Annotated in this window: 19 protein-coding genes; 6 read left to right on the plus strand and 13 right to left on the minus strand. The window is 39.6% G+C overall.

The window, feature by feature from the left end; genetic code table 11:
* Window positions 1–113: 113 nt before the first annotated feature.
* The 10 genes from nifJ to C9914_RS04575 all read right to left on the minus strand — a co-directional run bounded on the left by nifJ (window position 114) and on the right by C9914_RS04575 (window position 12,512).
* A complete protein-coding gene (gene nifJ, locus C9914_RS04535; protein ID WP_106763674.1) occupies window positions 114–3,668 on the minus strand; it encodes a pyruvate:ferredoxin (flavodoxin) oxidoreductase in 3,555 nt (1,184 codons plus the stop codon).
* A 260-nt stretch (window positions 3,669–3,928) separates the two neighbouring features.
* On the minus strand, window positions 3,929–4,711 hold the full coding sequence (locus C9914_RS04540) for a nucleotidyltransferase domain-containing protein (protein WP_207654833.1): 783 nt from the start codon (window positions 4,709–4,711) through the stop codon (window positions 3,929–3,931).
* Window positions 4,712–4,724: 13 nt separating this feature from the next.
* Window positions 4,725–5,657 carry a hypothetical protein gene (locus C9914_RS04545; protein WP_106763677.1) on the minus strand — a complete coding sequence of 311 codons (933 nt, stop codon included), beginning with the start codon at window positions 5,655–5,657 and terminating at the stop codon, window positions 4,725–4,727.
* A gap of 285 nt (window positions 5,658–5,942) precedes the next feature.
* Entirely contained in the window at window positions 5,943–8,300 is a 2,358-nt protein-coding gene (locus C9914_RS04550; RefSeq protein WP_106763679.1) for an endonuclease MutS2, read from the minus strand.
* 41 nt (window positions 8,301–8,341) lie between these two features.
* Entirely contained in the window at window positions 8,342–9,085 is a 744-nt protein-coding gene (gene recO / locus C9914_RS04555) for a DNA repair protein RecO (RefSeq protein WP_022265411.1), read from the minus strand.
* The gene (locus C9914_RS11470; RefSeq protein WP_022265410.1) at window positions 9,027–9,200 is read right to left on the minus strand and encodes a hypothetical protein; all 174 of its coding nucleotides are present in this window, start codon (window positions 9,198–9,200) and stop codon (window positions 9,027–9,029) included. The genes recO and C9914_RS11470 overlap by 59 nt, the downstream gene beginning before the upstream one ends.
* 346 nt (window positions 9,201–9,546) lie before the next feature.
* Window positions 9,547–10,470 carry a GTPase Era gene (gene era / locus C9914_RS04560; protein WP_106763681.1) on the minus strand — a complete coding sequence of 308 codons (924 nt, stop codon included), beginning with the start codon at window positions 10,468–10,470 and terminating at the stop codon, window positions 9,547–9,549.
* A 50-nt stretch (window positions 10,471–10,520) separates the two neighbouring features.
* Window positions 10,521–11,009: a diacylglycerol kinase family protein gene (locus C9914_RS04565; protein ID WP_022265408.1), complete on the minus strand. Its 489-nt coding sequence runs from the start codon at window positions 11,007–11,009 to the stop codon at window positions 10,521–10,523.
* Window positions 11,006–11,512, minus strand: coding sequence for an rRNA maturation RNase YbeY (gene ybeY / locus C9914_RS04570; RefSeq protein WP_022265407.1), 507 nt, complete (start codon window positions 11,510–11,512; stop codon window positions 11,006–11,008). Before ybeY ends, C9914_RS04565 begins: the two co-directional genes overlap by 4 nt.
* Window positions 11,499–12,512, minus strand: coding sequence for a PhoH family protein (locus C9914_RS04575; protein ID WP_106763683.1), 1,014 nt, complete (start codon window positions 12,510–12,512; stop codon window positions 11,499–11,501). Before C9914_RS04575 ends, ybeY begins: the two co-directional genes overlap by 14 nt.
* A gap of 240 nt (window positions 12,513–12,752) precedes the next feature.
* On the opposite strand from C9914_RS04575, the gene ylxM reads away from it, so the two are divergent.
* The 6 genes from ylxM (at window position 12,753) to C9914_RS04605 (ending at window position 16,361) form a co-directional block, all read left to right on the plus strand.
* On the plus strand, window positions 12,753–13,124 hold the full coding sequence (ylxM, locus tag C9914_RS04580) for a YlxM family DNA-binding protein (protein ID WP_106763684.1): 372 nt from the start codon (window positions 12,753–12,755) through the stop codon (window positions 13,122–13,124).
* 17 nt (window positions 13,125–13,141) lie between these two features.
* A complete protein-coding gene (ffh, locus tag C9914_RS04585; protein WP_022265404.1) occupies window positions 13,142–14,533 on the plus strand; it encodes a signal recognition particle protein in 1,392 nt (463 codons plus the stop codon).
* Between the two features lie 89 nt (window positions 14,534–14,622).
* Window positions 14,623–14,865, plus strand: a complete 243-nt coding sequence (rpsP, locus tag C9914_RS04590) for a 30S ribosomal protein S16 (RefSeq protein ID WP_022265403.1) — start codon at window positions 14,623–14,625, stop codon at window positions 14,863–14,865.
* A gap of 16 nt (window positions 14,866–14,881) precedes the next feature.
* The gene (locus tag C9914_RS04595) at window positions 14,882–15,115 is read left to right on the plus strand and encodes a KH domain-containing protein (protein WP_106763686.1); all 234 of its coding nucleotides are present in this window, start codon (window positions 14,882–14,884) and stop codon (window positions 15,113–15,115) included.
* 722 nt (window positions 15,116–15,837) lie between these two features.
* Entirely contained in the window at window positions 15,838–16,143 is a 306-nt protein-coding gene (locus C9914_RS04600; RefSeq protein WP_106763687.1) for a DUF6442 family protein, read from the plus strand.
* Window positions 16,143–16,361 (plus strand): helix-turn-helix transcriptional regulator, encoded by a 219-nt coding sequence (locus C9914_RS04605; protein ID WP_022265400.1) that lies wholly within the window; start codon window positions 16,143–16,145, stop codon window positions 16,359–16,361. Before C9914_RS04600 ends, C9914_RS04605 begins: the two co-directional genes overlap by 1 nt.
* A 137-nt stretch (window positions 16,362–16,498) precedes the next feature.
* Here C9914_RS04605 and C9914_RS04610 read toward each other — a convergent pair whose 3' ends face one another.
* The 3 genes from C9914_RS04610 to C9914_RS04620 form a co-directional block, all read right to left on the minus strand.
* A complete protein-coding gene (locus tag C9914_RS04610) occupies window positions 16,499–17,056 on the minus strand; it encodes a hypothetical protein (protein WP_022265399.1) in 558 nt (185 codons plus the stop codon).
* Between the two features lie 76 nt (window positions 17,057–17,132).
* Complete coding sequence (locus C9914_RS04615) at window positions 17,133–17,828, minus strand: 5'-methylthioadenosine/adenosylhomocysteine nucleosidase (RefSeq protein ID WP_106763689.1); 696 nt, start codon at window positions 17,826–17,828, stop codon at window positions 17,133–17,135.
* 230 nt (window positions 17,829–18,058) lie between these two features.
* Window positions 18,059–18,568 carry a YcxB family protein gene (locus C9914_RS04620; RefSeq protein WP_158707330.1) on the minus strand — a complete coding sequence of 170 codons (510 nt, stop codon included), beginning with the start codon at window positions 18,566–18,568 and terminating at the stop codon, window positions 18,059–18,061.
* Between the last annotated feature and the right edge of the window lie 301 nt (window positions 18,569–18,869).

Here is an 18,869-nt window from a genome sequence, read left to right on the forward strand (position 1 = left end):
GGAATATTAAGATATATAAACAAGGACTGTCATAGCCATATTGCCATAACAGTCCCGTTTTATATATTCAGATTATATGCGTATAAATTCAACTCTGAAAGCCAATTTACTGATTATTTACCAGCAAGCTTTTCGAGATGCTCATACTTCTCAGCGGCAACCTTTTCAGCCTTTTCAAAGAGTTCTTCGGCACGCTCTGGGAATGAACGAGTAAGAGAGTTATAACGAACCTCACCCATGATGAAGTCACGATAGCTTTCGCTTGGAGCCTTGCCATCGAGCATAAATGGATTCTTGCCCTCATCTGCAAGTCTTGGGTCAAAGCGGAAGATATTCCAGTAGCCAGCAGCAACAGCCTTCTTTTCCTCGATTTGAGAAATGCCCATACCGCCCTTAATACCGTGGTTGATACAAGGAGCATAAGCGATAATGATTGAAGGTCCGTTATAGCTTTCAGCCTCTGCGAATGCCTTTACGCACTGATTGTAGTCAGCACCCATAGCTACCTGTGCAACATATACATAGCCATAGCTCATTGCGATAGCTGCGAGGTCCTTCTTCTTTGTTGATTTACCTGTTGCGGCAAACTGTGCAACAGAACCAACAGGTGTAGCCTTAGAAGCCTGACCACCAGTATTTGAATAAACCTCTGTATCGAATACGAGGATATTTACATTCTTACCACTTGCGATAACATGGTCAAGACCACCGAAGCCGATGTCATATGCCCAGCCATCGCCACCGAATATCCACATAGACTTCTTAGCGAGAGAATCCTTATCAATAAGTGTCTTCTTAGCAAGCTCAGCAGCCTCACCGTCACCGCCAGCAATTACTTCAAGCTTTTCGATAAGAGCGTCAGTAGCCTCTCTGCTTGCCTTTGAATCTGTAAGAGTATCAACATACTTAGCAACTGCTGCCTTAACTTCTTCATCAGCAGAAAGCTCTGCAATCTTTTCAACATTCTCTTTGAGTCTGTCGTGAATAGCATTCTGTGCAAGTGTCATACCGAAACCGAACTCAGCATTATCCTCAAAGAGTGAGTTATGCCAAGCAGGACCAAAGCCCTTGTGGTTTACTGTGTATGGAGTTGCCGGTGCAGAACCGCCCCAGATTGAAGAACAGCCTGTTGCATTAGCAATGAACATTCTGTCACCAAAGAGCTGTGTAGCAAGCTTTGCATAAGGTGTTTCACCACAACCTGCACAAGCACCAGAGAACTCAAGGAGTGGCTGCTTGAACTGGCTGCCCTTAACAGTAGTTTCCTTAAACTTAGCGGCAACCTCTGGCTTTGGCTCAATAGTTCTGCCGTAATCGAATACCTCCTGTTGTGGACGCTGTGAGTCGATAGACTGCATTGTGAGAGCCTTATTACCCTTCATACCTGGGCAAACCTGTGTGCAAGAGCCACAGCCTGTGCAGTCGAGGGTAGAAATTGTCATAGAGAAGTTGAAGCCAGCAAGACCTGTCGCAGGCTTAGACTTTGTGTTTGCAGGAGCAGCTGCAAGCTCTTCGTCGCTCATAATTACAGGGCGAATTACAGCGTGTGGGCAGACGAGTGAGCAGAAGTTACACTGAATGCAATTTGCAGGATTCCATTCAGGAACATCAACAGCAATGCCTCTCTTTTCATAGGCAGCAGAACCCTGTGGAGCTGTACCGTCAACATGATTTGAGAATACAGAAACAGGAAGCTTGTTGCCCTGATATGCGTTTACAGGCTTGAGGATAGAATTTACATACTCAACAACATCAGCTCTATCGCCTGTTGCAGGAGTATCAACTCTGTTATCTTCAGCAGTTTTCCAAGCTTCAGGAACATTAACCTTGTGGAAGCTTTCCATACCCTTGTCAATAGCAGCGTGGTTCATAGCAACAATCTTTTCGCCCTTCTTGCTATATGACTTTGTAGCAGCGTCCTTCATATACTGCTTTGCATCTTCCTCAGGAATGATGCCGGCAATCTTAAAGAATGCAGCCTGAAGAACTGTATTGATTCTTCCGCCAAGACCGATTTCCTTACCAATATCAATACCATCAATAGTATAGAAGTTAATATTCTTTTCAGCAATAATTCTCTTCATCTTGCCAGGGAGTCTTTCTTCAAGCTCTTCGTCACTCCATGGGCAGTTGAGGAGGAAGCTTCCGCCCTCTTTAAGGTCCTCAACCATTTCATACTTATCAACATAAGATGGGTTATGGCAAGCTACGAAGTCTGCCTTACTGATATAGTAAGTTGATTTAATTGGCTGATGTCCGAAACGAAGGTGAGAAACTGTAAGACCGCCAGACTTCTTAGAGTCGTATGCGAAGTAACCTTGTGCATACATATCTGTGTGGTCGCCGATAATCTTAATGGAGTTCTTGTTTGCACCAACTGTACCGTCAGCACCAAGACCCCAGAACTTACAAGAGCTTGTACCAGCAGGAGTTGTGTCAGGATTTTCCTTAACATCAAGAGAGAGATGTGTAACATCATCAACAATGCCGATTGTAAAGCGTCTCTTTGGCTCGTCTGTTTCCATATTTCTATAAACAGCAACAATATCGCCAGGGGTTGTATCCTTAGAACCTAAGCCGTAACGACCTGTATAAACAGGAACCATACCAAACTTAGAGCCCTGAAGTGCTGCAAGAACATCAAGATAAAGTGGTTCGCCGATAGAACCAGGCTCTTTTGTTCTGTCAAGAACAGAGATAGACTTAACAGTATCAGGAATAACATCGAGAAGATACTTAGCAACGAAAGGTCTGTAAAGTCTTACCTTGATAAGACCAACCTTATCGCCTGCTGCGTTAAGATAATCAACAACTTCTTCTGTTGCGTCACAGACAGAACCCATTGCAATGATAACTCTCTCTGCGTCAGGAGCACCATAATAGTTGAATGGCTTATAGTCTGTACCGATTTTTGCGTTGACCTGATTCATATAGTCAACAACAACATCAGAAATCTTATCATAATATACATTACAAGCTTCACGAGCCTGGAAGAAAATATCGTCATTCTGAGCTGTACCACGAATTACAGGATGCTCAGGGTTCAATGCACGGCGACGGAAAGCCTCAACAGCGTCCCAATCGAGCATATCGCCGAGGTCCTCATAATCCCAGACTTCAATCTTCTGAATCTCGTGAGATGTACGGAAACCATCAAAGAAGTTAAGGAAAGGAACTCTGCCCTTAATTGCTGAAAGATGAGAAACAGCAGAAAGGTCCATAACCTCCTGTGGGTTATTTGAACATAGCATAGCATAGCCAGTCTGACGGCAAGCATAAATATCTGAATGGTCGCCAAAGATTGAGAGAGCATGGCTTGTAAGAGCACGAGCAGAAACATGAATAACGCTCGGCATAAGCTCGCCAGCCATCTTATACATATTAGGAATCATCAGCAAAAGGCCTTGAGAAGCAGTAAAGGTTGTTGTCAAAGCACCTGCTGCGAGTGAGCCATGAACAGCACCTGCCGCACCACCCTCAGACTGCATTTCTGTAACCTGAACTTCTCTGCCGAAAAGGTTCTTACGACCTGCTGCGGAGAACTTGTCGGTTTCATCAGCCATAACTGATGATGGAGTAATTGGATAGATTGCGGCAACATCTGTGAAAGCGTACGCTACATGAGCGGCAGCATTATTACCGTCCATTGTTTTCATTTTTCTTGCCATTGGAATTTCCTCCTTTGAGTTTATAAAGAAATAATCAACGCTGTACTAAAATCTTCCAAGCGTTGGCAGCGGAACTAAATTATTCTATTTTTCCGAAACCAGTCGCACATAGCTATGCCACTGACATACTGCGTTTAGTTAATTCTATCACTTTTTTGTAATTATGTAAAGCATTATCTGTATAATTTTTATGGAAAGTTATAAGCTGTTGAAAACGCTTTATCAAGGGATTTATAGCAGTTAATCAATTCTTGTAATAATTATGAATTTTTATCAACAACTAATTTTAATTCAGAATAAATTCTTTTTATAACCTCGTTCATATTTTCCGTATACATAGCCTTAAAAAGCTCATCAAGATTTTCTTCAAAGTCATTTGGCAAAATCTCACATTGCTTTTTTGCCATCTCTACAAGTCGCTTTTCGCCTGGGTGCGTCTTTTCATTCAAAGCAAAAATTATATCAAAATAGCTTTCAAGAAATGCTGCCAGCCTATGATTTACGCTGACAAAATCCCCTCTTGCCACAGTTTTAGCAATTTGCTTATCATACGAAGGCAGACAGCCACTCAATAAATTCATATTTCTTTCAATAATATTCTTTTTAAGCTCTTGTGGATATGGAACAGTAAAGCGTTCCTTCATAGCCTGTAATCTTCCGTTTCGGTCAAAAAGCACCTTACAAGTAACCACATTATGCCAGAAGCAGGTTGTATAACCGTTTAGAGCAGTATGCTTTTCAACAACCTCTCCGATAAAACTGCTCATTCTGTCGATAGAGCGATAAATTATATCAATCTCTATGCCGTCCTTCATAATGCAATTATCCTCAAGCTCCCAATAGTGGTTTGATATTTCCATAATATCACAGCATTCGCTCAGAATATCTCTTTTAGTACTTACAGATATTTCATCAGTTGTATATACATAAATATCATAATCAGATTTCTTATCATTTGCACCCGTCGCTCTTGAGCCTCCAAGAGCAATTGCTTCTACTTCATTTAAACTACTAAACTTTTCAATAATTTTTTCAAAATACAATTTTTTCACCTCATCACCAAAATTGTTCCTCAAGCCAATTTTTAGCCTTATCGCTATATTCAGACACTGTTCCAGAATTTTCGCTTGCCCATTTTTCAAGCTTTTTGCCATATTCTGAGATAGTATCCTTATTTTGTTCTACCCATTCTTCAGCCTTGCTTTCATACTCAGCAAGCTTATCTTTGTTATCATCAAGCCACTGTGCCATATCATCTCCATATTCTCTAAGCTGTTTTTTGTGTTCAATAATCCATTCCTTAGCCTTATCTGATGCAGAATCAAGCGTATCAGCAAGAATCTTATTAGATTTTAATGTAACACTCCCCTCTTCCGGAATAAATTCTTCAAGCGAAACCTTCAAATCTATACCTTCAACGGTAGTTTCAAGAGAAACAGGAAGCTGGAGCATATTTTTTTTGCATTTAATCTTATCTGCAAATGTTTTTTTAAGAATATCTCCAAGCATAGAATCTGGAATAGGAAGCATACCAAGCTTGGTATTTGACAAAGTAACCTCAAGTATTTTCTGAGATTTATCAAGATTAAATTCCGCCTCGCAATATACGCCGAAATCACCGCTATAATTAAGCTGAGGTATATTCAAATTAACTCTGCCATAAATATCAGCCTTATTTTCATCGTGAAAATAAACCGCAAGGTCTTTTATCTTAGACTCACTCTTAGAGTCTACGCTCTTTCTTATGTATGAATTAACTTCTTGGTCATTGGCTGTATAAGCCTTGCCAAAAACAGCAGCTTCGGCTATATCTGCAACAAGGTCAGCATTTATTTCAACAGTATCTGTGGTAGAATATTTCTCCTTATATGGGTCCTGCATAGCAAGAATAACACATACCGTACAAAATATAAGTGCCATAACTATAAGGCTAATGAGTGTTATAATAATTGATTTCAATAATATGTGCTTATTTTTTGTTGTTTTCAATGCTCATCATCTCTCCCCAAATCCAATAAAATATTATTAAATGCGTTCGATAAAAATTAAAAGTTTTGCTCAAGCTTTTTCAAAAGCTTGCAGTTTCCAAAGGTAGTCACCTACGGCAAAGCCTTTGGTCGCTCTCCGCAGAGAGCGAAATTCTTTATCCTTCTCAAAGCGCAGGAGGGTAGAAAAACATTCCAAAGGAATGTTTTTCGTAGGGAACCCTCGCAGGGGGTTCCCTGAAAGCTATATTAAGAACTAACAGCTATTATCAAACCCACACTATTAAAACTATTTCAACTCTGCAATGGTAACGCCTGCATCGCCTTCGCCATATGTTCCAAGACGGTATGAACGGATTGAGGGGTGCTTTTTAAGGTGTGCCTGAATTTCCTTGCGAAGAACTCCTGTACCCTTTCCGTGAATAATAGTCAAAGTGTTCAAGTTCATAAGTATAGCGGAATCTATTGCGTTATCAACCGACATAACCGCCTCCATAGCGGTCTGACCTCGCACATCAACCTCTGTCGAAGCTGTACGGCTGACATCAGTCTTAACAGTTCTTGTCGATTTGCGGATAGGCTTTTTAACTGTATCCTCCTTGAGAAGTCTAAGGTTAGAAAATTCCACACGCATTTTGACAATTCCCGCTTGAACCAAAGCATTCTGAGCAGTTTCGTCAATATCAAGAATAATTCCCTTTTTATCTATGTCGAAGATAAGAACATTATCGCCCTTTTTCAACTTTCTTGGCAGAACATATTCGTCATTCTTTCTGCGTTCGATAGGGTCGGCATCATTTTCCATATTTCTGATACCAGCCTTTAGCTTTGCCTTATCCTCGGCAGTAACATTCTGTTTTTTCTTAACTGCCTCAAGCTCATCAAGAAGGGCATATACTTGTGCCCTTGCCTTTTGTACTATGTTTCCAGCCTGAGCCTTTGCGAGGTCAAGCTCATTTTTAGCGTCTTTTTCTATGCGTTCAGCCTTTTCGTTAGCCTCTTTTAAAATCTGTTCAGACTCACGCTTAGTATTTTCGGCTTCAATAAGCTTTTCCTCAAGAACACTTCTGCTGTCCTCAAGCTTCTTAACAACCTCCTCAAAGCGAGTATTCTCTTGTGAAACAAGCTCTTCCGCACGAGCAATAATCTCATCATCAATACCAAGACTTTTAGAAATAGCAAAGGCATTCGACCTGCCAGGCATACCAATCAAAAGCCTGTAAGTTGGTCTTAAAGTCTTAATATCAAATTCACAGCAGCCATTTTCAACACCGTTTGTTTCAAGGGCGAAACGCTTGATTTCGTCATAGTGAGTTGTTGCGGCAAGCCTTACACCCATAGAACGAAGCCTTTCCAGAATAGCTGTTGCAAGAGCCGCACCCTCGGCAGGGTCAGTTCCCGAACCAAGCTCATCTATAAGTACAAGAGAACGGTCATTCGCTCTCTTTAAAATCTGAATTATCATAGTCATATGAGCAGAGAAGGTCGAAAGTGATTGCTCAATGCTCTGTTCATCGCCAATGTCCGCAAGAACATCATCAAAAACAGAAAGTTCACTATTATCCGATGCAGGAATCATCAGCCCACACATAGCCATAAGCGAAAAAAGACCGATAGTTTTAAGCGTAACCGTCTTACCGCCCGTATTAGGGCCTGTAATTACAAGAGTATCAAAGCTTGTTCCAAGTTCAATATCGGTTGCAACAACCTTTTCAGGGTCAATGAGTGGGTGACGAGCCTTTTTTATTTTAATTCTTCCATCTGCATTAAGTATCGGTGCAGTTGCCTTCATCTTATATGCAAGATTTGCCTTAGCAAAGATAAGATTAAGCTGTACAAGAATATCATAGCTCTTGCACATAGAATCCGCATAAGCACCTATTTCCGCAGAAAGATTTGCAAGTATTCTTTCGATTTCAGCCTGTTCTTTAGAGCGTAAAATTCTAATATCATTATTAGCCTCAACAACTCCCATAGGCTCGATAAAGACTGTCGCACCACTCGCCGAGGTATCATGTACAAGTCCGGGAACAGAGCTTCTGAATTCTGCCTTTACTGGAATAACAAATCTTCCGCCACGAATAGTAACAATCGAATCCTGCAAAAATTTCTGATAAGATGCACTGTGTATAATCTTATCAAGCCTTTCTCTTACCTTAGAAGATGCAATAGAAATTTTTCTGCGAATATCCTGCAAATTATGTGATGCCGTATCCGCAATTTCATCTTCTGAAAGAATAGATGTTGTAATCTTAGTTTCAAGATACTTATTAGGAGCAAGCATATTAAACCTCATATCGAGTTTAGTTTCGATAGAGGCACTTTTCTTACGCCATTCCTCAAGAGAGCGGATAACTCTGAGAAGCTCCGCAATTCTAAGAAGCTCAAGAGTATTCAGAACCGCACCAGCCTGTGCTCTGCGGATAGCATTAGTCATATCACGAACAGTTCCGAATGACGGTGTACCAAAACGCCCAACAAGCATATGTGCGTCATTTGTTTCGGCAAGAAGCTCATTCGCCTCAAATAAACCGCTTGATGGCTCAAGTGCCAAAGCGGCTTCTCTTGAACGCTCAATAGAGGTTTCGTCCGCAAGAAGTAAAAGTATTTTGTCAAGCTCAAGACATTTATAAAATTTATTTTCCATATATTATCAAATCCTCAAATAAAGCAGTTCAAAATTTCAAATCACGATTTCATAGTATTATAGAAATCAAGCGATGCAAAGTGTCTGCCAACTGTATATATTAAATATTGTTCAGTGGCATAGGAAAATTCCTGTAAAGCCGTACCTGTAACATTAAAAGAGAAAATCTTTTCAAAATCTGCATAAATACTATGACGCATAGAAGTCAAAGCTCCTATACTAAGCGGAATATAATTTTCCTCACCCTTATAGCACGAATCGCAAAGCAATGTTCCCTCCGCCTTAGAAAAATACATAATCTTAGATTCGTATATTTTACACTTATCACAGCATACTAAATTTGGCATAAAGCCTGCAAGTGACAAAAGTCTAAGCTCAAAAACTGCCTTTATAAGCGGCATAGGACGCTTTCCATTTGCGACAAAATAAAGTGAATTCAATATCAATCTAAGGTAAGGAACAGTTTCCGCACCCTCTGGAACAATATTTATCATCAATTCGCAGAAATATTGAGCAAGTGCAAGCTTTTCTATATCGAGCCTCAATTCATAAAACACGCTCAAAGACTCAGCTTGGTCAATTATGTATTTATCCCGTCCCTTAAAGATAGAAAGACGGGAATAGCAAAGAGATTGTGTTCCGACGCAAAGATTAGATTTTATATTTTTTGCATTCTTAGCAAAACAGCGAATAATACCGTCACTTTCAGTAAGCACAGTAACGAGCTTATCGCTCTCTCCAACGCTCTGCTCTGTCAGAATAAGTCCCTTTGTCTGTATCCTCATATTGTGTATCACCTGACGAGTTAGAATATTTTTCCGTACAATAAATAAGATAATCTTCAACCTTGCCTGTTGAAGTAAAGTTCAGCCACGCTGTATTTTCATCAAGCCTATCCATATAGAACGCCTCCTTCAAACAAATAATTCTCTCACTATAATTATTTGTTTAGAAAGCAAAATATATGAGTTGAAAATATTACCGCAAGAAATTTTTAAGATTAAACTTCCACAAGAAGCTCAAAAGTTTCGCTCGTGACTAATTAAGGGAAGATTATTGATGCGAATTACGAAATTCCCAATGAACTACCGTTAGGGCGAACTATGTTCGCCTTTGAAAAAAGAGATGTTAAGGGCGTTGCCCTTAAAACCCATGAGGGACTCCGTCCCTCAACCCCGCAAGCCTTTGAAAAGGCTTGTGCGAAACTTTTGAGGAACTTTGCCACAGGTCGTTACATGTCAATACTTTAGTTATCAAAATTTCTTTCGTCATAGCCGAGTGAGCGAAGTATACCCTCTCTATTACGCCAATCCTCTTTAACCTTTACCCATATAGTAAGGTTAATTTTACAGCCAAAAAACTTTTCCATATCAGCACGGGCATAACTGCCTATCTTCTTAAGCATAGAACCGCCCTTACCAATAATAATTCCCTTGTGGCTTGCCTTTTCGCAATAAACTGTTGCGTCTATATCTGTAATATTGCTGTCTTCACGCTCTCTCATTCTTTCAACAACAACAGCCGAACCGTGAGGAACCTCCTTTGCAAGCAATCTGAGCATTTTTTCACGAATAATTTCAGCCGCAAGAACTCTTTCAGGCTGGTCTGTAAGGGTATCATCATCAAAGAAGTGCATACCCTCCATAGCAAGAGCCTTCAATTCATTTTTCAGGTCATCTATGCCGTCATTTGTCTGAGCAGAGCAAGGCACAACCGCCTCAAAATCATAAAGCTTAGAAAGCTTTGCAATCTGTCCTGCAAGTATAGTTTTATCTTTTAAAGTATCTGTCTTATTTATCGCAAGAACCGCCGGAATATCAAGAGCCTTAAATTTTTCAACAAGCTCCAGCTCCTCTGGCGAAACCTCTCTGCCCGCTTCTGTAACAAGCAAACAAGCATCAACACCTGCAACAGATTCACTTACAGAGCGTACCATAAATTTATCAAGCGAATTTCTTGGCTTATGCAAGCCTGGCGTATCAGTAAATACAAGCTGAGTTTCGTTTTCGGTAAGAACGCCCATAATTCTTGTTCTTGTAGTTTGTGGCTTAGACGAAACAATCGCCACCTTTTGTCCAAGAAGTGTATTAAGAATAGAAGATTTACCTACATTAGGTCTGCCCACTATTGCAATAAACGCTGTCTTACTCTGAACATTTTCATTTCCCATAATTTTCTCCTTTTAAATCTCACAAAAGCAGCTTATGACAGCCGTTTTTATCAATCAATGCCCTTTTTAGTTTTTCCAAATCTTCTACATATAGTTGGTAAAAATATTATATATATTAAGGCTATTATAATCGAAATCGCTAAAATTGCAAGCATTATCGGGTTTCCCATAAAATAATTATATATGTTTATATAACCCTTAGCATCACTGAATAATGCTATTGCAACGCCCACCGCTCCTATTGCAAGTATAAGTACCGCTCCTGCTGCGGTATCCTTAGCTGCCTCTATGAGCTTATTATATTCCATACCGAATTTATTGGCTATTCTTTCAAGAGAAGTGTTAAAAGCCTCGGCTGCAAGCACCATTGCGATTGTAATAATCAAGATTGCATATTCAGTCCTCGTAAACTGAAAAAAACGTGCGAAAATAAGAACATACACCATTGCAACTGTATGTATTCTCATATTCCGCTCGTTTTTTATGCAATATAAAATTCCCTTAAACGCAAACTTAAAGCCTCTTAGGAATTTTCTCATCTGTTGTCGTCCATAACATAGCTTGACGATGCAGGAAGTCCAAGCTGTGTCATTATCTGCTCCTCTTTTTCTCTCATACGCAAACGCTGAAGCCCGTTATCCTCGTGGTCATAGCCAAGAAGATGAAGCATAGAGTGAGCTGTAAGATAACCAACCTCACGCTGAAGGCTATGTCCATATCTATCAGCCTGTTCAACTGCCTTTTCGATAGAGATAACAATATCCCCAAGAATCTTTGAGTCTGTTGTCGGGTCAATATCATATTTTCCGTTTTCTCCCATAGGAAATGAGAGCACATCTGTTTCCATATCCTTATCACGATACTGTGCGTTAAGCTCTTTAATCTGCTGATTATTTACGATAGTTACGCTAACCTCAACAGAGCCTTCAAATTCTTCCATTCTTAAAACAGCATTACAACAACGACGAATCAACATTCTAAGCCCCGTAGGGATTTTAACATCTTTCTGCTTGTTAGTAATAATAACCTTAATTTTGTCCATTATGGCTCTTCCTTTCTATAAAAGTTTTGTTTGAATCATTTCTATCCTTACGCTCAGCGGCACGCTCATATGCTTTGATAATGTCCTGAACCAGCTTATGACGAACAACATCTTTTTCGGTAAAGCTGATGTTCGCAATGCCATCTATATTTTTCAGTATTCTTACTGCATCTTTAAGACCTGAATGGCAGCCACTCGGCAAATCTATCTGAGTAATATCACCAGTAATAACCATCTTAGAGTTAAAGCCAAGCCTTGTAAGGAACATCTTCATCTGTTCAGGACTTGTATTCTGTGCCTCATCAAGAATAATAAAGCTGTCATCAAGCGTTCTTCCTCTCATATATGCGAGCGGAGCAACCTCGATATTTCCTCTTTCGAGGTATTTTTGATAGGTTTCCGCACCAAGCATATCGAAAAGTGCGTCATAAAGCGGACGCAGATACGGGTCAACCTTACTCTGCAAGTCACCTGGAAGAAATCCAAGCTTTTCGCCCGCCTCAACAGCAGGTCTTGTAAGAATAATTCTATTGACCTCGTGAGCTCTGAAAGAAGTTACCGCCATAGCAACAGCGAGATAGGTTTTACCTGTACCAGCCGGACCGACACCAATAGTAATGGTATTCTGTTTAATAGCGTTGCAGTAATTTTTCTGACCGATTGTTTTAGGCTTAACTGGTTTCCCCTTAGAGGTTATGCAAATGCAATCGCCAGAAAGACTTTCGATTTTCTGGTCGCTGCCCTCATTAACAAGCGACATACAATATCTGACATTTTGTTCACTTAATGCCTCGCCGTGATTTATAAGTGTAAGTAAACTATTTATAACACTTACCGCTTTTGAAACATTTTCAACATCACCGCTGATTTTAAGCTCCGAACCACGGACAGTAACCGACACAAGGTACTCATTTTGTATAATTTTGATATTTTCATCAAAAGTTCCAAAAAGTGCTACTGCCTGCTCCATTCTGTCAATATTTATCGTTTGTTCAAACATTCAACCACCCAATCGAAAATAAGTTACTAACAATCGTAAAAAATATATAATTAAAATAGAATTTGCCTATATTATAACACGAAAAATAGTAAATGTCACTATATTTTTTAATATTTAAAAAAAATTTAAAAACTTTTCTATTATGCTGTTGACAAGTCGGGCAAATTATTGTATAATCTTCAAGGTGTAAAGATGATTTACTTTACAGTCGAGGGCGATTTTTTACTATGAGGTGAGTTTATGGCAAAAAATCTTGAGATTGCTTATCTGCTTGATTTTTATGGCGATATGCTTACCGAAAAACAACGAAACGCAATAGATTTATACTATAATGATGACTTATCTCTTGCAGAAATCGCTCAGGCAGCAGATATTTCACGACAAGGCGTTCGTGATAATATAAAGAGAGCTGAACAGATTTTAACAGAGCTTGAAGAAAAGCTCGGTCTTGCAAAACGCTTTTCTGATATGAAACAGGGCTTTGCAGAAATTATAAGAGCGGCAGATAGCATAGAAAAAATAGGCGAAAATCTTCCGCAGGAATATAAAGCTAATATTAAAAATTATACTAAAATAATAAAAGCAGCTTCCGAAAGACTTTCGGGAGAATGAAAGGACGGTGACGCATTTTGGCGTTCGAGGGATTATCTGATAAGCTGGGCGCAGCTTTTAAAAAGCTTAAAAATAAAGGTAAGCTGAGCGAAAAAGATGTTCGTGACGCTATGAGAGAAGTCAGGCTTGCACTTCTCGAGGCTGATGTAAACTATAAGGTTGCTAAGGATTTTACCAATACTGTCACTGAAAGAGCCGTTGGTTCTGATGTTATGGAAAGCCTTACTCCTGCACAGATGGTTGTCAAGATTGTCCGTGAGGAGCTTACTGCTCTTATGGGCGGCGAAAATGAAAGAATCAAGACAGCACAGAAGCCACCGACAGTTATTATGCTTTGCGGTTTACAGGGCTCTGGTAAAACAACCCATGCAGGTAAGCTTGCAAAAATGCTTAAAAAACAAGGGCATAGACCTCTCCTCGTTGCTTGTGATATTTATCGTCCGGCAGCTATTGAGCAGCTAAAGGTTGTCGGTGCTCAGGCAGAAGTAAATGTCTTTGAAATGGGTACAGAAGACCCTGTCAAAATTGCCAAAAAGGCTATTGCTCACGCTAAGGACTATGGCAACGATATGGTTATCATAGATACTGCAGGTCGTCTGCACATAGATGAAAAGCTTATGGACGAACTCAAGCGTATCAAGAATGAGGTTCAGCCACAGGAAATTCTCCTCGTAGTTGACGCTATGACAGGTCAGGACGCCGTCAATGTTGCAAAATCCTTTAACGATTTGCTCGATATTACTGGCGTTATCCTCACAAAGCTTGACGGCGATACCCGTGGTGGTGCAGCACTTTCAGTAAGGGCAGTCACAGGCAAGCCTATTAAGTTTGCTGGTACAGGCGAAAAGCTCGAAAATCTCGAGGTTTTCCACCCTGAAAGAATGGCTTCCCGTATTCTTGGTATGGGCGATGTTCTCACCCTTATAGAAGATGCAGAAAGCAAGATTGACGCTAAAAAAGTTGGCGAAATCGAAAAGAAAATCCGTCAAAATAAAATGGATTTGAACGACCTCCTCGACCAGCTCAATCAGGTTCGTAAGATGGGGCCTCTTAAGAGTATTCTCTCCAAGCTCCCAGGAATGGATAAACAGCTTAAAGATGTCGATATTGACGACCGCCAAATGGATAGAGTTGCAGCGATTATTCTTTCTATGACTCCTGCTGAGAGAGAAAACCCATCAATCATAAATCCGTCAAGAAAACGCAGAATTGCCAACGGTAGTGGTATGAGGGTTGAAGATGTCAATCGCCTGCTTAAGCAGTTTGAACAAATGCAGCAGATGATGAAAAAGCTCGGACCTAAGGCTACTAAGGGTGGCAAAAGACGCAGACTTCCAGGGCTTGGCGGTATGCCTATGGGTGGAATGACACCACCTAATATGAATGACCTCAAAGGTCTTAAGAAATAATTACGCATTCACCCAATGATTATTGGTGAAGATATATCGAAATGTACCCTTATTTTGGTGCAATCGAACTTTTTTGGAGGTGAAATGAAATGGCAGTTAAAATCAGACTTCGTAGAATGGGTGCTAAGAAAACACCTTTTTATCGTATCGTAGTTGCTGACTCAAGATATCCTCGCGATGGTAGATTCATCGAGGAAATCGGTTACTACAACCCTCTCACAGAGCCTAAGACATTCAAGGTTGATGAGGAAAAGGCTAAGAAGTGGATCAGCAATGGTGCTCAGCCAACTGATACAGTTAAGGCTCTTTTCAAGAACAACAATATCCTTTAATTAGGAGGTTAGAATCTTGAAAGATTTACTTGTTACTATCGTAAAGGGTCTTGTTGAGAAACCAGAGCAGGTTACTGTTGATGTAGACGAACCAAATGATGAAGGTGTCATAGTATACCATCTTCATGTTGCGGAAGAGGATATGGGCAGAGTAATCGGCAAGCAAGGCAGAATAGCTAAAGCAATTCGCACAGTTATGCGTGCAGCAGCTATAAGAAACGACCTCAAAATAATGGTCGAAATCGACTAATTAAATTACGAGATGCAACAGCACAGCTCAATTCGAGCTGTGTTTTTTGTTTTTCGCTTTAACTATCGCACTTATCTCAGGAAAGTCTGTTAGCTAATCGGTAGAGCCGAACGGCGTAGCCCGTTCGGCTGCGGCAGCTACTTCATCCGCGTCAATTTACTTATCGTATACACTCCGAGCGAGGCTTGCCGCAAGTAGTCACCTGACGCGATTCTGCGTCTTGACGGCGGAGGCACTCCGCCTTGAGCAAAACTTTTAAGTATCTTAGGAAAGTCTATTAGCTAATCGGTAGAGCCGAACGGCGTAGCCCGTTCGGCTACGGCAGCTACTTCATCCGCGTCAACAAATTTCCCATACTCACACCGAGCGAGGCTTGCCGCAGGTAGTCACCTGACGCGATTCTGCGTCTTGACGGCGGAGGCACTCCGCCTTGAGCAAAACTTTTAAGTATCTTAGGAAAGTCTATTAGCTAATCGGTAGAGCCGAACGGCGTAGCCAGTTCGGCTGCGGTAGCTACTTCATCCGCGTCAACAAATTTCCCATACTCACACCGAGCGAGGCTTGCCGAGCGATTACGCGTCTTCGCCGTGGGTCGGCACCCACCGCTGACAAGTTTGGAAGAAATTTTGACAAGGGTACTTGACAAATTGCCAGAGCTGTGGTAATATATAATCAGCCAAGAGAGATGGGCTGAATAAAATTGTTTAAGGCGGTTCTTGAATATGAATAAACAAGAAATACTTGCTAAAAACAAAAAAGATGGTCTCGATGAGAGAGAACAAACTGTTTATAGCCGTTCCTTCGGTTTCGGTGCGGTTGTTGTCGCTGTTCTTTGCTTGGTCTTTAGCGTTTATAGAGCCTTTCATGGCGAAAAATTTTTTGAGTTTGGTGCGATTATGACTGCATACCTCTCAACTACTTTCTTTTATCAATATAAGGATTTAAGGAAAACGAAATATCTGATTGCTGCAGTTGCAACTTTTGTTATTGCAGTGGCTTGTATTATTGCGTTTGTGGTGTTTGAGTAATGAGTAAACCGTTGGAACTTCAAAACAAACTAAGGGTTGCCCGTGCAGAGAAAAAAATATCTCAAGGTGAGCTTGCAGATATGGTCGGAGTTTCTCGACAAACTATAAGCTCAATCGAAAATAATCAGTTTTGCCCAAGTGCAAAGCTTGCTCTACTTCTTTGTATCGCACTTGACAAAAGATTCGAGGAGCTTTTCTTTTTTAACCTCGATGAATAATTTGCTTACTCCTAACTTAATCATAATTTTCTCCTAAAACAAAAATCTGGCTGTTCGTTGTGGGCAGTCAGATTTTTGTTTGCTTTTTTATAAGCTATAAAACAGTCTGTCCTGAAATTACGGGACAGACTGCTTCTTTACTTTTCGCTTATTATAGTTTTTAAATCGGAGTTTATATTTTTTATATTTGCGTAAATTACGGATAATTTATAGTCATTTTCAATGAGTTTTTTAATCTCTCGGTCGTTTTTATCATAGTTTGGAGTATCTGTAATAATGGTATTAAAATCATTTGGTGAATAGTTGCAAGAAAAATCAAGTACGGAATTTTGATATGTTTCATGGAGAGTTACATTGATATTGCTTTCACCAATATTTTTTGTATACATCGTGCAAGTATATTTTTGCTCGGCAACATCTTTATTGCTGAATTCAGCAATGCAGGAATTTAACTTATTGAATTTATAAGTTATATATTTTTCATAAACTACAAGATATTTTTCGCCGTTTTCGGTGACTAATTTCGTATTATAGCCATTTTCTTTTAGCTTTTCTTCATATTTGGAGTAGTTTTCTATAATATTATTCTTGCTATTCATAATCTCGCTGTTATTTCCCATTTGTATGATAAGCATAATAAACGGGAAAAGAATTATTATAAGTGCCAATAGAACGAATACAGGCATTTTTTTCATTTATGAGCAGCTCCCCAATATTTTATTTATCTTATTTTATCATAATTTTTTGATATGTAAATATAAAATTGGAATTTTATTGCTCTGTGAGGAATTTTTTGAGTACAGTAACAGATTTTTGAGCAGAACTTTTGCAGAATGTCATATATTCAACGCTATCTTCTTCATCACTCATACTATCTGAAATTGAACGCAAAATGGTAAATGGCATATCATTTATAAAACAAACTTGTCCTATACTTCCGCCCTCCATCTCACAAACGATTGCACCAAAGCTTTTATTTAGCTTAATGCGTTCGCCATTACCTGCAATGAATCTATCACCTGTTGCGACAATGCCAAGCCTTGGTTCTATGCCACAGCTTTTACAAGCGGAAATGATTTTTTCTGAAATGGCTTTATCGCAAGGAATTTTATCGTATTCGCCATTATGAAGAAAAAGCGTTGCTGGAGCATCGCCAAGAGCGGTTGTATCCATATCGTGCTGAACTACTTCTGTGGCGATTACAACATCACCGATTTTGGTTTCGAGGGAAGTTGCACCGCCGATACCTGTATTTATAATACACTCAGGCTGATATTCAAGAATCATTGTCTGAGTGCAGACAGCGGCATTAACCTTGCCGACACCACACTTAGCAACAACACACTCTTTATCACCGATTTTTCCTGAATGAAAGACTATTCCGCTGATTTTTTTTTCTTCTTTATTGCTCATAGCAGAGATAAGTCCCTCTACTTCGATATCCATAGCACCTATTATTCCTATCATTTTTAGACTTCCTTTCTATTTTGAATGAGTTCGATAAAACTCAAAAATACTGCATTTGAATTAACTGCTGTTTAGCTAAGCAACTTTTCTTAGACACTCAAAGTTTAGGTCAATACTTTTTAAAGGCTTGCAGGGTCGAGGGACAGAGTCCCTCGTAGGTTTTAAGGGCGAAGCCCTTAACCTTCTTTGCATCTAAGAGGCGGATTTTATCCGCCTCTTTATAACTAATGTTACTGATAAGTTAATGTACTTTTATCTTTCAAAAACTTTTTACATTCGCTCCAATCACAGCCAATAAAGGCGGATTTATATAATCTGATAAATGATTTATTATTAAAAATAACAAAAATCTCATTTCCGTTTTCTTTAATATCAACTATATCAGAGTATTTATATTTAATTGATACATTGTTATCAGTAAGTAAGATATTATCATTCTCAAATAGAATACTTCTTGTCCAGTTTTCTTTTCCATATGTTTCAGATAGTTTGCGATATGTTTTCTTAGCTAATAGTATGTGTCTTAAAAAGGCATTGTATAGACAAAGTAAAGCAAGCAAAAAGAAATATATGCTAATTGCCTTTACATCACCAATATTGAGGGATATTATACCGAACACAATCATCAGAACCAATAGAAAGCACCAAAAGATTCTGAAAAATAAGGATTTTCCTTTGAACATATTAGCAGTTACCCAAGACTTATATAGGTTCCATGTTATACAATATTCATTTTTCATATTTTTTTATAAGTCCTTTCTTAAAGTATATTTATTTCATAATGACTTTGAAAAAGATTGAGCAATTTTGTGTCATTAGCCATTGATGGTTACCCACAGGGAACCCCCTGCGAGGGTTCCCTACGAAAAACATTCCGCAGGAATGTTTTTCTACCCTCCTGCGCTTAGCGGAGCATAAAGTGTTTCGCTCTCTGCGGAGAGCGACCAAAGGCTCTGCCTTTGGAAACTGTGAGCCTTTAAAAAGGCTCAAGCGAAACTTTTAAGTGTCTTTGGGAAGCTTGTTAGCTAAGCGGTAGTTTAG

Origin of the sequence: Pseudoruminococcus massiliensis (genome assembly GCF_900291955.1) — a bacterium.
In the GTDB taxonomy this organism is placed as follows: domain Bacteria; phylum Bacillota; class Clostridia; order Oscillospirales; family Acutalibacteraceae; genus Pseudoruminococcus; species Pseudoruminococcus massiliensis.

Coding starts and splice junctions, on each gene's coding strand:
- C9914_RS04610 (WP_022265399.1), bottom strand. CDS start 17,056: ATGAAAAAAATGCCTGTATTCGTTCTATTGGCACTTATAATAATTCTT.
- C9914_RS04620 (WP_158707330.1), bottom strand. CDS start 18,568: ATGAAAAATGAATATTGTATAACATGGAACCTATATAAGTCTTGGGTA.
- C9914_RS04565 (WP_022265408.1), bottom strand. CDS start 11,009: ATGAGAAAATTCCTAAGAGGCTTTAAGTTTGCGTTTAAGGGAATTTTA.
- C9914_RS04575 (WP_106763683.1), bottom strand. CDS start 12,512: ATGTTTGAACAAACGATAAATATTGACAGAATGGAGCAGGCAGTAGCA.
- C9914_RS04615 (WP_106763689.1), bottom strand. CDS start 17,828: ATGATAGGAATAATAGGTGCTATGGATATCGAAGTAGAGGGACTTATC.
- C9914_RS04600 (WP_106763687.1), top strand. CDS start 15,838: ATGAATAAACAAGAAATACTTGCTAAAAACAAAAAAGATGGTCTCGAT.
- C9914_RS04605 (WP_022265400.1), top strand. CDS start 16,143: ATGAGTAAACCGTTGGAACTTCAAAACAAACTAAGGGTTGCCCGTGCA.
- recO (WP_022265411.1), bottom strand. CDS start 9,085: ATGAGGATACAGACAAAGGGACTTATTCTGACAGAGCAGAGCGTTGGA.
- ylxM (WP_106763684.1), top strand. CDS start 12,753: ATGGCAAAAAATCTTGAGATTGCTTATCTGCTTGATTTTTATGGCGAT.
- C9914_RS04550 (WP_106763679.1), bottom strand. CDS start 8,300: ATGGAAAATAAATTTTATAAATGTCTTGAGCTTGACAAAATACTTTTA.
- C9914_RS11470 (WP_022265410.1), bottom strand. CDS start 9,200: ATGGATAGGCTTGATGAAAATACAGCGTGGCTGAACTTTACTTCAACA.
- era (WP_106763681.1), bottom strand. CDS start 10,470: ATGGGAAATGAAAATGTTCAGAGTAAGACAGCGTTTATTGCAATAGTG.
- ybeY (WP_022265407.1), bottom strand. CDS start 11,512: ATGGACAAAATTAAGGTTATTATTACTAACAAGCAGAAAGATGTTAAA.
- nifJ (WP_106763674.1), bottom strand. CDS start 3,668: ATGGCAAGAAAAATGAAAACAATGGACGGTAATAATGCTGCCGCTCAT.
- rpsP (WP_022265403.1), top strand. CDS start 14,623: ATGGCAGTTAAAATCAGACTTCGTAGAATGGGTGCTAAGAAAACACCT.